Annotated in this window: 15 protein-coding genes; 2 read left to right on the top strand and 13 right to left on the bottom strand. The window is 67.7% G+C overall.

All coding sequences use genetic code 11. The features are described 5' to 3' along the window. Positions 1 to 39 precede the first annotated feature (39 nt). The gene (locus ACOQPP_RS00410) at positions 40 to 672 is read left to right on the top strand and encodes a DUF2911 domain-containing protein (protein WP_419167096.1); all 633 of its coding nucleotides are present in this window, start codon (positions 40 to 42) and stop codon (positions 670 to 672) included. Here ACOQPP_RS00410 and ACOQPP_RS00405 read toward each other — a convergent pair. The 11 genes from ACOQPP_RS00405 to ACOQPP_RS00355 form a co-directional block, all read right to left on the bottom strand. Beyond that, positions 669 to 1,760 (bottom strand): ATP-binding protein, encoded by a 1,092-nt coding sequence (locus ACOQPP_RS00405; protein ID WP_420635604.1) that lies wholly within the window; start codon positions 1,758 to 1,760, stop codon positions 669 to 671. The genes ACOQPP_RS00410 and ACOQPP_RS00405 overlap by 4 nt on opposite strands. Before the next feature lie 172 nt (positions 1,761 to 1,932). Next, positions 1,933 to 4,077 carry a prolyl oligopeptidase family serine peptidase gene (locus ACOQPP_RS00400; RefSeq protein ID WP_420635603.1) on the bottom strand — a complete coding sequence of 715 codons (2,145 nt, stop codon included), beginning with the start codon at positions 4,075 to 4,077 and terminating at the stop codon, positions 1,933 to 1,935. A 142-nt stretch (positions 4,078 to 4,219) separates the two neighbouring features. Then, a complete protein-coding gene (locus tag ACOQPP_RS00395) occupies positions 4,220 to 4,993 on the bottom strand; it encodes a hypothetical protein (RefSeq protein ID WP_419167093.1) in 774 nt (257 codons plus the stop codon). 125 nt (positions 4,994 to 5,118) lie between these two features. Next, on the bottom strand, positions 5,119 to 6,339 hold the full coding sequence (locus tag ACOQPP_RS00390) for an ISL3 family transposase (protein WP_420635602.1): 1,221 nt from the start codon (positions 6,337 to 6,339) through the stop codon (positions 5,119 to 5,121). Positions 6,340 to 6,725: 386 nt separating this feature from the next. Then, positions 6,726 to 7,424 (bottom strand): hypothetical protein, encoded by a 699-nt coding sequence (locus ACOQPP_RS00385; protein WP_419167091.1) that lies wholly within the window; start codon positions 7,422 to 7,424, stop codon positions 6,726 to 6,728. 174 nt (positions 7,425 to 7,598) lie between these two features. Then, the gene (locus tag ACOQPP_RS00380) at positions 7,599 to 8,174 is read right to left on the bottom strand and encodes a transposase (protein WP_419167090.1); all 576 of its coding nucleotides are present in this window, start codon (positions 8,172 to 8,174) and stop codon (positions 7,599 to 7,601) included. A 310-nt stretch (positions 8,175 to 8,484) separates the two neighbouring features. Further along, the gene (locus ACOQPP_RS00375; protein ID WP_419167089.1) at positions 8,485 to 8,694 is read right to left on the bottom strand and encodes a cold shock domain-containing protein; all 210 of its coding nucleotides are present in this window, start codon (positions 8,692 to 8,694) and stop codon (positions 8,485 to 8,487) included. A gap of 260 nt (positions 8,695 to 8,954) precedes the next feature. Then, a complete protein-coding gene (locus ACOQPP_RS00370) occupies positions 8,955 to 9,473 on the bottom strand; it encodes a GNAT family N-acetyltransferase (protein WP_420635601.1) in 519 nt (172 codons plus the stop codon). An 81-nt stretch (positions 9,474 to 9,554) separates the two neighbouring features. Continuing rightward, positions 9,555 to 10,085, bottom strand: a complete 531-nt coding sequence (locus ACOQPP_RS00365) for a TlpA family protein disulfide reductase (RefSeq protein WP_419167087.1) — start codon at positions 10,083 to 10,085, stop codon at positions 9,555 to 9,557. Beyond that, the gene (locus ACOQPP_RS00360) at positions 10,082 to 10,786 is read right to left on the bottom strand and encodes a hypothetical protein (RefSeq protein ID WP_420635600.1); all 705 of its coding nucleotides are present in this window, start codon (positions 10,784 to 10,786) and stop codon (positions 10,082 to 10,084) included. The genes ACOQPP_RS00365 and ACOQPP_RS00360 overlap by 4 nt, the downstream gene beginning before the upstream one ends. After that, on the bottom strand, positions 10,783 to 12,261 hold the full coding sequence (locus ACOQPP_RS00355; RefSeq protein WP_420635599.1) for a M24 family metallopeptidase: 1,479 nt from the start codon (positions 12,259 to 12,261) through the stop codon (positions 10,783 to 10,785). Before ACOQPP_RS00355 ends, ACOQPP_RS00360 begins: the two co-directional genes overlap by 4 nt. A 163-nt stretch (positions 12,262 to 12,424) precedes the next feature. Here ACOQPP_RS00355 and ACOQPP_RS00350 point away from each other — a divergent pair, with 163 nt between their 5' ends. Next, positions 12,425 to 12,661 carry a hypothetical protein gene (locus ACOQPP_RS00350; protein WP_419167084.1) on the top strand — a complete coding sequence of 79 codons (237 nt, stop codon included), beginning with the start codon at positions 12,425 to 12,427 and terminating at the stop codon, positions 12,659 to 12,661. Here the strand turns inward: ACOQPP_RS00350 and ACOQPP_RS00345 are convergent. Further along, entirely contained in the window at positions 12,613 to 13,995 is a 1,383-nt protein-coding gene (locus ACOQPP_RS00345; RefSeq protein WP_419167083.1) for an ATP-binding protein, read from the bottom strand. The two genes, ACOQPP_RS00350 and ACOQPP_RS00345, sit on opposite strands and share 49 nt — an antisense overlap. 86 nt (positions 13,996 to 14,081) lie before the next feature. Then, entirely contained in the window at positions 14,082 to 14,486 is a 405-nt protein-coding gene (locus tag ACOQPP_RS00340; protein WP_419167082.1) for a DUF1761 domain-containing protein, read from the bottom strand. Positions 14,487 to 14,489: the final 3 nt, after the last annotated feature.

Genomic DNA, 14,489 nt, shown 5'->3' with positions numbered 1-14,489 from the left:
TTGAACGAAGCTGCCCCGTGCACCCCCCTGGAGGTCCGAATGAAGAAGATGTTTCGCTCGATTCCCTGCCTCGCCATTGCCCTCGGCGTTGCGCTCGCTTTCGCCACGGCGGCGGAGGCCCAGGATCGTCGTATGAGCCCTCGCGGCGAGGCCGCGACCCAGGTCGGCGGCTCGTTCGATGCGGATGGACGCTACCAGGACGGATCTTGGGTCGTCGTGACGTACGGCCGCCCGATTCTGCGCGGCCGGGACCTGTTCGGCTCGGGCGACGAGTACGGACAGGCCTTCCTGCGCGGGGCGCCCCTGTGGCGCGTCGGAGCGGACCAGTCCACCCGCTTCATGACCGAAGTCGACCTCATGTTCGGCGGCGAGCGCCTGCCGGCGGGCGAGTACAGCGTGTTCGCCGAGCTCACCGAGGACGAGTGGACCCTGATCTTCTCCAACTGGGGCGTGAAGGAGACCTTCCAGGAGGAGAACCCCGACGCGCTGTGGGGCGCCTACGGCTACACGCCCGACCGCGACGTGCTGCGCACCACGATGGACGTGTCGACGATCATGCTGTCGGCCGACCAGCTCTCCATCTCGTTCATGGACATGACGCAGGAGGGCGGCGAGTTCACGATCTGGTGGGACGACCAGGTCGCGACGGCCCCCTTCCAGGTCGCTCGCTAGCGTAGCGAAACGTCCCCGATTCGCTTCAGCGGCAGGGCGGTGATGGTGTCGGTCAACGGGTACTCGACATCGCCGGGGTAGACGACCCATAGATGTTCGAGGCCCAGATCCCGGATCACGACGTGCATCGACTTCGTGGTCCGGGGAGCGTCCGTGCACTTGAACTCGAAACCCCAGCGCCGTCCTCGCCGCAGAAGCAGCAGATCCAGTTCCGCCCCCCGCTGCGTGCCGTAGAAATAGGCCTCCCGCTCTCCGTGCTCGAGGAGCGTCTGCTCCAGGGCGAACCCCTCCCAGCTGGCGCCGTAGCGGGGATGCACGGCCAATTCCATCATTCCCTCGATCCCGAGCAGGGAATGCAGGATGCCGCTGTCTCGAAGGAACACCTTCGGCGACTTCACCAGCCGTTTGCCCAGATTCTCGAACCACGGCGGGAGCAGGCGGATCATGAACGAACCCGCCAGCAGGTCGCGGTAGTTCCTCACCGCGGTCACGCTCACGTCCATGGAGCGCCCCAGTTCAGCCGCGTTCCACGTCTGCCCGTGGTAGTGCGCCAGCATCCTCCAGAAGCGGCCAAGCGCTGCCGGTGCGACCCTCGAACCGAGCCCCGGAATGTCCCGTTCCAGGAAGGTGCGCGCGAAGGACTCCATCCAGCGGGACCACGCCCCGCCCGAGGGGGCGAGGTAGGCTCGCGGAAAGCCGCCCCGCAACCACAGGCGATCCTGGTTCTCCGGCCCGGCCTCGGCGAGCGAGAAGCCGCCCACATCCACGAAGAGGACGCGGCCGGCCAGAGTCTCCGAAACGCCCTCGATCAGGTCCAGCGAAGCGCTACCCAGGACGAGGAACACGGCCTTGCGGTCGCGGGCGTCGCAAATCGGGCGCAGGACTTCAAAGAGTTCCGGCATGCGCTGGATTTCGTCAATGACGACGAGCCCTTCAGTGCCGCGGAGCAGCCTCTCGGGCGTTGCGGTCAGGGCTGCCCTCTCGGCGCGCACTTCCAGGTCGAAGATGACGGCTGGCCCATCCCGGGCGGACACGACCTGCTCGGCGAGGGTCGTTTTCCCGACTTGGCGGGCACCCAGAAGAGCCACCACCGGAGCCTCGGACAGTCCCCGCCGGATCGCACCCTCGAGACGCGGTCTCGGTATAGATTGTTGCATATCGTACTCCCGAGATGCGATATTCAACAATCCTAGGGTACGACGATCAGATCCTCTTGTCCACCGGGCTGCCGCTGTAATTCCTGGCCCAGGCCCCGCGTCTTCAGGACGTTGTCGCCGAATAGCGGCGGAACCACTCCAGCGTCGACAGCATCTTGCCGATGTGGTGGCTCGGGCGGCGGCGGATGCCGTGCGGCTCGCCCGGGAAACGCACCAGCGAGGTCTCCACGCCGAGCAGCTTCAGCGCCTTGAAGTACTGCTCGGACTCGGACATCGGCGTGCGCCAGTCCTCCTCGCCCGTCACGATCCGCGTCGGCGTCGTCACGTTCTCCACCACGCTGAGGAGCGAGCGCGACTCGTAGTGCTCCACATGGTCCCACGGGAATCCGGGGAACCAGTACCTGACGCCCGAAGCGGCCATGTCGGCCGTCAACACGAAGCTGTACCAGTTGATGACGGGGTACCACGACACCGCGGCCCGGAAGCGGTCGGTGCGGCCGACGAGCCACGCCGTCAGCACGCCGCCGCCGCTCCCGCCCACGACGTTCAGCTCGTCAGGGTCCGCGTAGCCGCGGTCGATCACGGCGTCGACGCCCGACATGAGGTCGTAGAAGTCGTCGCCCGGGTACGCGTGATGGATCAGATTCCCGAACTCCTCCCCGTAGCTCGTGCTGCCGCGGGGGTTCGTGTACAGGACGACGTAGCCCTGCGCCGCCATGAGCTGCTTCTCGAGGTCGAAGCGCGCTCCGTAGTTGGAGAACGGGCCGCCGTGGATCTCGAGGATGAGCGGATACCGGCGCGATGGGTCGAAGCCCGGCGGCTTGATGATCCAGCCCTGGATCGGCCGTCCGTCGTGTGAGGACTCGTACCGGATCTCCTCGACTTCGCCGATCTCCCGCTTCGCGAACAGGTCGTCGTTGATCCCCGTAAGCACCCGGATGTCGCTGCCGGGGCGACCCGTTGCGACCTCCGAGAGGACGGCGGGCGTCGTGTAGTTCATCGCGAAGCTGCCGCCCTGGGCCACGGTATAGGTCGCGCCGGCGTACGCCCGGCCGACACCGCCGACGTTCTCGGTCAGCACCCGGTGGTCGGTTCCGTCGTCCCCGGGACCGAAGAGCGCGAGCTTGGTCATTCCCTCGTCGTCGTACAGCGCGTACAGGCCCGACCCGTCGGGCGCCCACGTGGCGTTGTACACCTCGCGGTCGAGCCCGGCCGAGATCGAGCGCGGGTCGCTCCCATCGCGGTTCATGACGTAGAGCTGCGTGAGTTGATAGCCCTGGAAGCGGTCGTCCATCCCGAAGTAGGCGATGTGACGGCCGTCCGGGGAGACGATCGGCCCGTCGTCCGGGCCCCGGCGATCTGTCAACTGCGTGGCCGCGCCGTCGCCGACGGAAACCTCGAATACCTCCGTGTCCGCCACGAACACACTCTCGGTGTCGCCCCCTCGCGGGTCGCGCGACATGACGAGGGAGCCGCCGTCCGGCGTCCACGAGAAGTGCGTCCCGCCGATCCCGTTTCCGGCCCAGTGGTTGTCGCCGCTGGTGATCTGGCGCGGCGTCCCCCCTTCGGCCGGGACCACAAAGACATGGACGAACCCGTGCGGGAGGTCGCCCAGCTGGTCGAAGCGGTATACGAGCCGCTCGACGACCTGGGCGGGCTCGGCCCACTCCGCGCCCTCGGGCGGCGTCGGCATGCCGCCGATCGTCGGCGCCGGCTGCGGCACCAGTTTCCCGAACGCGATCTGCGTCCCGGCCGGCGACCACGCGAAGGATCTCGGCGGTTCCGTCACGTTCGTGATCGCGGAGGTCTCGCCCGAATCCATCCAGCGCACGTGGATCTGCGCATCCCCGCTCCGGTTCGAGATGAAGGCGAGCCGCGTGCCGTCGGGCGACCAGCGCGGCGAACTGTCCGTGAAATCTCCGGCGGTGAGCGGCCGGTGACCCGACCCGTCGGCGCCCACGATCCACAGGTTCGAGAACCGGCTGTCCGTCATGATATCGGCGCGCTGCCGGGCGTAGACGACCCAGCGGCCATCGGGCGAGATCCGCGGGTCGGCCGCGATCTCGACCTCGAAGATGTCCCCCATGCGCAGCGGGCCGGACTCGGCGCCGTCCTGCGCCGCAGCGGGCGGAGGGGCGGAGAGGATGGTGGCCGTTGTGATGAGCCAGAGGGAGACGAGCCAGAGGGAGACGAGCCGGGGGGAGGCGGATCGGGGGGAGAATCGGGTGCTGCGTCGCCGGGCGGTCATTTGACGCTCTCCGTCCATGTCGATGGGGTTGCGGCTGGCAGCCCGCCTGGTGATGGCGAACGGGACCAGGAATCCACCGTACGAAGAGAGGAGCCGCCGCGACAGGATCGGACAGGCAGGAACGATGGATCAGCGGCCGATGCTAATGCAGCCGCATCTCGCAGAGACGTTCGTACAGGTCGGGTGCCGGTGCGTTCCGAAGGAATCGGCGGGACGGCCTGCGCAGGTCGCCGTCCCGCGTAGTCATGAATCTACCGACCGCGACACACCATGCGGAATGGTTCGGGCACGGCGGGATCGAGAGGTCGGGCGTGTAGCCCGGCGGAGGTACCTGTACGAATCTCCGACATGGCGGCGGCGGACGGATCGAGGCAGCGAGACGGCGCAGATGGTTCTTGCCGCGGCCGTTGGGTTCAGCGCTATGGATGTCGCGCAAGGCACGTTCCAGCGAGCGCACGGTTTCGCGATCTCCGCTACGATGCGCCACGTAGATCGGATCTCTCCCGCCACCTGCCATCCGTGCGGCCCGCGTTTCGTAGACTCTGACGAATTGATCAAACGCCGGTCGATACCTCTTGCCATAGGTCTGCCAGCGGGCCAGCGCATGATGCAGCGCCAGGGCCGCGCTGCGGTGGTGGGGGTCGTCGCCGTCCGGCACCGGCGGTTCCACTAGAAGGTATCCGACCCTGGTGGCGAACGCCTGCAACTCGGCCGGTGACCGTTTCTCGTGAATCTGGCGGAGGACCGCGACGGCCATCAATCCGTCGCCGTTGCGGAGCGCCCTGTACGCCTCATCCGTGGTCGGCGGACGTGTTTCGCCGGTTCCCTCGTCCACCACCAGTCCCCAGGTGACCGGATCGTAGCAGGCAGTGGATCCGAGAATCGCCAGAATGACCCATCGGCGCGGATTCGTCACGGTGCCAACCAGAACTGGATCCTCCTCGGCCGCAGGATTCTCCGACCGATGCCTCGAGCATACCACCGATTGCAGCGCGCGCACATGGTGCCGGGCCCCCCCAAGAAAAATGGTTCCTCGCTGTTTCAAGTGGGTAGGTTGAAGTTGAGTTTGCCGCACACGAGATAGGCGATGGTGATGAAGTTCTCGGTGGTCCGGTAGCCGCGGGCCCTGGCCTTGGCGGCCTGGACGAGAGAGTTGATGCCCTCGATCATGCCGTTGCCGATCCTCGAGCGGAACCAGAGGAGGATGCCGTCCCAGTGCTTCCCGATCGTCTTCGCCGCGTCGATGACGGGCTGGAGGCCGCTTTCGGCGGCCCACGAACACCACTTCTCGAGGTAGGTCGCCGCCAGCCGGGGCGGGAGATCCCGGAACACCTCGAAGGCGAGCTTGATCCGGTAGGCGAGGGCCGTCTTCAGTCCCCGCCGCGACGGATCGAGCAGTTCGCCGAGCCACCGCCGCTGGGAGGCGGTGAGCTTGCCGCGTCTCTTGAGCCACAGGTAGCGGGTGCGGTTCAGCTCGGGGCGCTCCTTGCGCTCGGCGCGCCTCACCTCATCCACCGCCCGGTTCATGAGCCGCTGGACGTGGAAGCGGTCGAAGGTGACGCCGGCCTCCGGGAACGCCTCCCGCGCCCCCTTCATGTAGGCCGCCGACATGTCCATGCAGAGGTCCCGGACGCTCCCGGCCCGGCCCCCGCGCGCCTCGAGATCCTCCCGGAACAGGCTCACGACCAAGGCGTCGCGCCCCGGCGTCGCGTACAGAAGCCGCGAACGGTCCAGGTCGGCGAACAGCGTGATGTGGTCGTGGCCCCGCCGGCACGCCGTCTCGTCCACCGCCACCGCGCGCACCGACGAGAAGTCCGCCTCCGCCCGGGCCTCTCCCACGCGGCGCTTCAGAAGCCGCCACAGCCGCGTGTCGTGCTCGCCCACCAGGCGGGCCACCGCCCTGACCGGCATCTCCCGCGCCAGCGCCACCGCCAGCGCCTCGAACCACAGCGTGAAGCCCGAGCCCGGCTCCGCCCACGGCACCCTCGCCCGCCTCACCCCGCACGCCGGACACCTCACCCTCGGCACCCGGGCGTGCAGGTAGGCGCGGTGCTGGAAGAAGTCCAGGTGCCGCCAGCGCTTCCCGCTCGCGTCGTGCGCCTTGCAGCCCCCCCGTCCGCACGAGGGGCAGTCGAACGTTCCGCCCGGCTCGAAGTCCAGATGCAGGTCCAGGCGGCGCTCCGCCGCGTCGAACTCCGTCCGCTCCACCCGCCACGGCCACTCCAGCCCCAGCGCCCGCTCGAACAGTCCCCTCTCCGCCATGCCGCCGTCCCGCCCGGCCGCTCCGCATCCCTCCACCGCCCCGGCCGGCCCCGGAGACCACCGGGCACGTCACGGACCCGCTCGGGCACCGGCGGCCACCGCCGCCGGCCCCGCCACTCTACCGCCCCTCATCCACCCCCAGCAGCGAGGAGCCAGTTTATAGCCCGGGCCGCGTGAACATCGATCCTGCTGTCTCCATGCACCGGGGCCGGCGAGCGTATCGCCATCTGTGCTCCAATATACCTGTTTCGTGGCGAGAACAGGGTCCACCCGAGCATTTGCGCCGCGATTCCTTCCTCGGTGCTCCGCCGATTGCACCTGATGCAGCGAGGTGTCCCAACGCAAGCAACATCACCAACGCATTCTACTACGTCCCTTTCGAAGTCCTATGCTCGTTGTAGCTGGCATCGGTACCGCCAAAGCATAGGGTCCGGTCCTTCGCCTATCGACAACAGAAGCTGCCCGGCTTGACACCAAGTAGTGACGTTGGGGCACGGATTCTCCGGTTCGGTCAAGATCATCTCGCCACCTTCATCAAGAACCGGCTTACCCGCCATGTCCGTCACCGGCACCGGAGATGAACACGGAGGCGGCTCTTCGCCCGATGCGAACAACTCTCGCACATAATCCCTACCGCCGGTTTGAAAGACCTCGAACAACGCAATGTCCGCGCCATCGGAGGTCCGGTCGTCATAGGACTCATACAGACGGACAAAAGCGTCGTTTGCACCTTCATAGGGGATGCCTTCCTGGTTGCCCGCCATCGCCATCCCCGCACGACGTAAAGCAGCCGCGGCGTTGATCGAACTTGACCCTGCATCTTCGCGCATCAGCTGCGTAAGGTCCTCGGCAAACGCATCCAGTTCCGCGAGCGGCCGGGACTCGAACTTCTGTCTCAAAACGGCGATGGCCGCGTTTACGGACTCGAACGATTGCGGCCGTTCGCGTAGGGCCTGAAGGGCTGCAGCCGGTGTCGGCGCTTGCCACACACCTTCCTTCAGGAGCATCCCTTGTGGCATGTCGGTCTGAGCTTCCAGCCCTGCCGGAACGACCAACATGCCCAACAACAATATAGACTTTTTCATTCCTCTTCTCCTTTTAGCAACTATTCGGTACGGTCGTGCCATGTCCCGCAATTCCCCTATAACCCAGAAGCCAGGACGTGCCATACCGCCAAAACCGGTTCGTACTAGTATAGGCACTCGCCTGGAAACCCGCCTTGCTGAAATACTGATAGAAAAACTTGGTTCCTCGCTGTTTCAAGTGGGTAGGTTGAAGTTGAGTTTGCCGCACACGAGATAGGCGATGGTGATGAAGTTCTCGGTGGTCCGGTAGCCGCGGGCCCTGGCCTTGGCGGCCTGGACGAGAGAGTTGATGCCCTCGATCATGCCGTTGCCGATCCTCGAGCGGAACCAGAGGAGGATGCCGTCCCAGTGCTTCCCGATCGTCTTCGCCGCGTCGATGACGGGCTGGAGGCCGCTTTCGGCGGCCCACGAACACCACTTCTCGAGGTAGGTCGCCGCCAGCCGGGGCGGGAGATCCCGGAACACCTCGAAGGCGAGCTTGATCCGGTAGGCGAGGGCCGTCTTCAGTCCCCGCCGCGACGGATCGAGCAGTTCGCCGAGCCACCGCCGCTGGGAGGCGGTGAGCTTGCCGCGTCTCTTGAGCCACAGATAGCGGGTGCGGTTCAGCTCGGGACGCTCCTTGCGCTCTTGCCGCCTCACCTCGTCGACCGCCCGGTTCATGAGCCGCTGGACGTGGAAGCGGTCAAGGGTGATCCCGGCCTCCGGGAACGCCTCCCGCGCCCCCTTCATGTAGGCCGCGGACATGTCCATGCAGAGGTCCGTCGAACTCCGTCCGCTCCACCCGCCACGGCCACTCCAGGCCCAGCGCCCGCTCGAACAGTCCCCTCTCCGCCATGCCGCCGTCTCGCCCGGCCGCTCCGAATCACTCCGCCGCCCCGGCCGGCCCCGGAGACCACCGGGCACGTCACGGACCCGCTCGGGCACCGGCGGCCACCGCCGCCGACCCCGCCACTCTAACCGCCCCTCATCCACCCCCAACAGCGAGGAGCCAGAAAAAAGGGCCGCCCGTCGCCGGGCGGCCCTTTTCTGATCTCACCTTACGCCTGGTGGCGATCGGCGATCATGCGACTCGGGTCACGTTCTCCGCGGCCGGGCCCTTGGTCCCGTCCGTAACGTCGAACTCGACGGCCTCGCCCTCCTTGAGGGTGCGAAAACCGTCTGACTGGATCGCCGTGTGGTGTACGAAGCAGTCCTTACCACCGCCTTCGGGCGTGATGAAACCGAAGCCCTTCTGGTCGTTGAACCACTTCACTGTACCTGTCGTACGCATTCCCTACTCCTTGCTGTAGTCACTGTCGGAGTTCGGAAAACCCGCATCTGCCGACCGTTGACCAGTTCGACGCGGTCTCCCCCGCGCCAGGGTCGTGGCACTCGCCACGCAAACCTATAAAAAAAAGGGCGGCCGTGTTGAGAGGCCCCCCCGATCCTGCGATCCTGCCTTCTCAGCCCGTGACCTCCGGCATACGACCGGGTAGGTCCGGACGGGCGCAATGATCGCGGAGTGTGGGCCGCGCGTCAAGGGGGACCGATTCACACGCCTACGTCGACGCGGGCGTCGATCCCGACGCTGGGGCTCCGCCGCTCGAGCAGCAGAACGTCGCGCCACCGCCCCGCAAGCCGGCCCAACCGCTCGCGCCGCCCGACCTGCCGAAAGCCGGCGCGCTCGTGAATCCGGACGCTGGCCTCGTTTTTCGGGAAGATGCCCGCCTGCAGCGTCCAGATCCCGGCCCGCTCGGACGCCTCGACAAGCGCGGCCAGCAGCACCTGTCCGACTCCGCCTCCACGGGCGTCCGCGTCCACGTAGACGCTGACCTCCGCCACGCCTCCGTGGACGCAACGCTCCGAGACCGGGGCGAGCGCGGCCCACCCCACGATCCGCCCGCCGCTCACGCCCACGATCCGGCAACCTTCGAGGTGATTCTCACTCCACGCCTCCCAGCTTGGCGCCGTCATCTCGAAGGTCGCGTCTCCGGTCGCGATCCCCTGCTCGTAGATCGTCCGCACCCGGTTCCAGTCCTTCGGAAGGAGCGGCCGGATCTCAAGAACCATCGTCCCTTCTGCCTCCCTCGCCATGAGAATAGCCCGACGCGTCAACCAGGTATCATCTGTCCGCCGGCAGGGACCGGCGCGCTACTCGGCAGCCGCGAGTACGCGCTCTACGAGGGCCTCCGTCTCCGGTTCGAAGGGGTGGAAGCGTCCGCCCCAGTACGCCCGGATCAGGCCCTCCCTGTCCACAAGCAGCGTGTGCGGCACGCCCGGGTAGAGGTCCAGCGACTCCGTCAGCGCGGGTCCATCGCCCATGAAGTTGGGATAGGTGATGCCGAACTCGTTCAGGAACCCCTCCACTAGCGCCACATCCCCTTCATCGATCGAGATCCCGACCACGGTGAAGTCGTCCGACGGGTAGCGGGCCTGCATCTCCTCCAGTTCCGGCATCTCGTCGCGGCAGGGGATGCACCAGGTCGCCCACAGGTTGAGGACGACGACGCGGCCTCGGAACTGGGCGAGATCGGCCGGCTGTCCGTCGAGATACGTCACATCGAGCGGAGGGAGCGGCCGGTACGAACCGCGGCCTTCCTCGCCGCAACCCCACGCGAGCCCCGCGGCGAGCAGCGCCGGCAGCAGCACGGCCCGGCCGCGTGCGGGTCGCCCGGGCCTCATCGGTTCGACTCCATCGGGTCCTCCATCTCTCGTTCGAAGTCCATGTTCGTGGGTGTCGGGAAGACGCCGAGGGGCCGCTCGTAGGGCTGGTCGGTGACGACGACTTCGGGTTCCGTCGTGAGGGGTACGTCGGCGGGGACCGGTTCGAAGGTGAGGTCGTCGACCCAGAGTTCGCCGTCCCCCGTGATCATCGCCCCGAGGAGGATCGTCACCCCCTCGGGCGGGATGTCGATGACGATGTCGCGGGGCCCCCAGTCGCCGGTTCCCTCGACCCGGCGGTCCTCGCTGTTGTCCAGCGCCAGCATGGCGTACTTGCCTTCCAGGATACCGTCGACCCGCACCCACAGCCCGCCCGAGTCCACGTCGTCCGCCCGCAGATACCCCCGCAGGCGCATCCGCTGGCCCCGGTAGGCGGTCGCGTCGACCATCTGGACGCTCGCTACCCACTGGCTGCGGCGGCGGTTCCCCCTCGCCTCGAGCCGCATGCTGGAACCCCCCGAATGGGCGACCTCACGGTCGAGCCGCAGCCGGTAGTCCGCCTCGTCCGGGCCGACGAGCACCCAGGCGTCCGGCATCTGGGCGGAGAGCCCGCTTCCGCCCCCCGCGGCCAGCGCCGCGAGCGCTCCGACCGCCGCCGCCGCGAGCCCTCGGAGCCCCGTCCGCGCACCCCGGGTCCGCGCGCCCGGCGTCGCCCAAGTCATCGCGGGATGAGCCAGAGATCGGTCTGGCGGCCGTCGATGTACCATGTGCGCTCGCCGTCGAAGAAGGCGTCCTCTTCCAGCATGATGCGGACCGTCTGGCCGTCCCACTCGGGGACCGCGACCGCCGCGTTCAGTTCGATCGAGTGCGCCGTGTTCGGGAAGAGCGGATAGTCGCCGCGGCCCGGCACCCCGCCCTGATTGTCCCACAGCCCGATCGTGGGTCCGGCCCCGTGCCCGTGGAAACCGATCGGGTGCGTGTAGATCGTCGCGGCGATCCCCCCGGCCTCCGCCTGGGCCAGCGCGCCGGCCAGAATGTCGTTCCCCGAGCGCCCGGCCGCGAAGTTCTCCGTGAGGATGTCCTGGAGACGGTTCCCGGCCGCGAGCGCGCGGACCAGCCCCGCGGGCGCGGCGTCCTCTCCCGGTCTCAGCACGTAGGCGTGCTGCTGCGTATCCGTGTTCAGCCTCAGGTAGGTGATCCCGAAGTCCACGTGGAGCAGATCTCCCGGCCGGATCACGTTCTCCTCCGGACGAGCCGAGAAATCCCCCTCCCCCTCCCGCGCGCCGCCCGCCTTCTCGTGGCGCTGCACGGACACGCTGGGCTGGAACCAGGTACCGAGCCTGAGGTCGAGGATCCGTTCGCGATACCACCACACGACGTCCTCCGTCGTCGTCACCCCCGGCTGGATCACCTTCGCGCTGAACCCCTCGGCGATGATCCGGTGCGCGATGCGCACGATCTGGGGATAGACCTCCATCTCCTCCGGGGTCCGCGTCTCGAGCCACCCGATCGCCAGCCGTTCGGCCGGCATCACGCGTTCGCGGTACTTCGCCGGGAGCGCGTCCATGAAGGCATCGTATTCCGTGCCGGTGAGCCCGTCGGCCAGCGCGAAGGTCGAGGAGCGGTTGACCGAGATCCGCCCCGGGTCGCGCTCCGCGATGATCTCCGCCACGCGCCCCCACTGGTCGGGCTCCATCTCGGGATCCCACGCGCGCGGGAAGGGACCGATGTCGTACCGGGCCACCGCGACCCGCTCGAGCGGCTGCCCCGGCCCCCGGTCGTGGAGAATGAGGACCGTGCGCCGCCGCGCCGCCATGTACGTGGACGGGAGCATGGTCTCGATGACCGGATCCTCGTTGTACTCGCGCGCGGCGACGATCCACAGGTCCACCCCCTCGCGGCGCATGATCTCGGGCACCACGGTCTCGAGCCGCCGCTCCAGCCAGCGGTCGATGACGGCCGCCCGCTCCCGCAGCGGAAGCACGACGGGCATCGCCCCGTCCGTTCGCTGCGCGTCCGCGAAACCGCCGTGGGCAGCGGGGATCGCCGACTGCGCCGCCAGCAGAGATGGCCCCGGGGACAGTCCCGGAGCAGGTCCCGGCGTCAGTCCCGGCGTCAGCGAAAGGCCGCCGAGCAGCGCCCAGACCGCGAGCGCACGGCCGGCCAACCTCGAACAGGAGGGAATCGGAAAGCGCATCTCGAGTCTCCGTTGCGTGTCCAGCGTCCGGGAGCGACCCGGAACCTGGCCCGGTCGCGGCCTGAACCTACCGAATCGAGCGCAAACGGGAGAGGGGGAATGGCGGAATCCTCCCCCCTCGCGGCATCGTAGGATCTCCCAGCCCCAGCCCGGAGGACGCCTCATGAAGGACGCGGATTCGGATCTCCTGCCCGACCTCTACACCCAGCGGGAGCTGGACAAGGCCCGCGGGCGACACCGGACCCTCGGCCGCATCGAGGGGGCCGCCGCCGTCGTGGCCGCGGGGGCCATCTTCAATTTCCTGGGCTGGATCCCGACGATCCTCGTCCTCGGCGTCGTCGGCTATCTCATCTACCGCTTCTTCGTGAAGCCGCGGAAGTCCTCCAAGGATCTGACGTAAGTCCGTTTCGGGTCGTTGGGACTCGTGCCCACCTCGCGGACGAGGCCCCTCTCCACGAGTCTGGCCAGCCGTGTGCGGGTCGAACGCGTCGAGAGTCCGACCTCCTGGGCGATCTCGCGGGTGCGGTGTCCGTCGCCACGCTCCAGCACGCGGAGGATCGAACTGTCCCGCCCATCGACCAGGGCTGGACCCACCTTCTCGGTGCGCAGGGTGACCCGCACGAAGAACCCGATCTCTTCCCACACCGGGGCCGGAAGACCCGCGTCCCGACAGGCTCTGATCATTCGCGGCACGCCGCTCCCCCACTGCTCGACGAGCCCGAGTTCGTGGAAGACGCGGCCGAGTACGCGGTTCCTCACCTTCGAGACGCCGAGCGGCAGTGCCTCCAGCGTGAGTCCGAACGGGAGAAGGCCGGGATTCTCGACCTCCACGCGGTCATCGAAGATCGCGATTCGGATCGGCGCGCCGCGCTGCGAATAGTCCGCATGGACCACGGCGTTGATGACCGCCTCCCGCACGGCCTCGGGCGGCAGATTCCAATGGTCGGTGCGCCGCACGGGGCCGATGGTGGCGCCGTGGAGCAGGTGCTTCTTCACGAACGAAACCGCTTCCTCGACCGCCTGCAGCGGCGGCATCTCCAGCCGCGTCTGGTCAAGGATGACCGCCTTGCTCGTTCCGCCGAAACGCCCCGCCTGGATCCACGCGTCGGGGAAATGGTCGAGCCGGTCGCGGCCGAACAGAAGCATCCCGCCGATGGTCGGCACGAGACGGCCCTGGTAAGGAGCGAGGAGGCGGAGGTTCTCGAGATCGCGCCGCCTCAGCTCCCGAACCGCTGCGAACGACTCTGAAGCCGCTCGGAAGTCCAACGCTTCCGAGTCAACCGCCGGCAGCGCGTGTTCGTCGTAGGATTCGCCGGTGGCGAAGCGCCGCAGCTCCGTGATGAGTTGGGGGTCCGCTCGGCGGTTGGTCGAGCCCACCCGTACGTAGGTTCCCGCTTCGAGTCCGGCCTTGGCGATGAAATGCGGGCGCACAGAACCGGGGTGGACCCGAACCGCGAGCACGTGCTTGTTACGAAACGGCAGGATTTCGAGATCCGGCAGCAGCGGAGGCTGGATCGCGTCGCTAATCAGATTGGCGGCACGTCCCTCCAGATCCAGGGGTTGGTCGACGCCACCGACGTGGCCAGTCCGGTCTTCCACACCGATGAGCACGGTGCCTCCCGCCGTATTGGCGAACGCGACGACGGCGCGCAGGAATCCCTGCGGCGACGAAAGGTCGCGCTTGAACTCGAGGGTCTTGCCCTCGGGCCGCCGGAGCATGTCGTGGAGGTTCATTGCTCGGAAATCTACTCTGAAGCGCACCGGCCTGCAAAGCTTCCGAGTTCATCCTCCCTCGCTCCGTCAACGAGCCTTCAACGGGATCAGGTCCAGGCGGCGAGAACGACCGCCTGTCCGATGAGGGAGACGGCGTTGTAGCCCAGGCTGAGCCCGAAGATCCCCGGCTTCCGCTGTTCGTAGGCGACGCCCTGGTATCCGACGTTGAGGACGAACCCGACCGTCACCAGCAGCCCCACGTGGACCCCCGCCATCGCGCCGGAGCCGTCCATCGTGGCGAGGAACTGGGCCAGGACGTACGCCGTGACCAGCGACAGGACGAAGCTCGACCCGTGCGTCTTCAGCGGGTTGAAGTCCTTCTGGATTTCCTCCGCGGTCGTCTCCATGAGGGCGAGCCACTGCTTGCCGAACACCGGACCGTACCAGAGGAAGCCGACGACCATCGGGAGGATGCCGGCGACGAGGACGGCGAGCCAGTTGACGTCATGCATGAT

Origin of the sequence: Candidatus Palauibacter sp. (genome assembly GCF_965222475.1) — a bacterium.
GTDB lineage: Bacteria > Gemmatimonadota > Gemmatimonadetes > Palauibacterales > Palauibacteraceae > Palauibacter.
The sequence above is the reverse complement of the archived record's forward strand: the minus strand, read 5'-3'. Positions and strand labels throughout refer to the sequence as shown.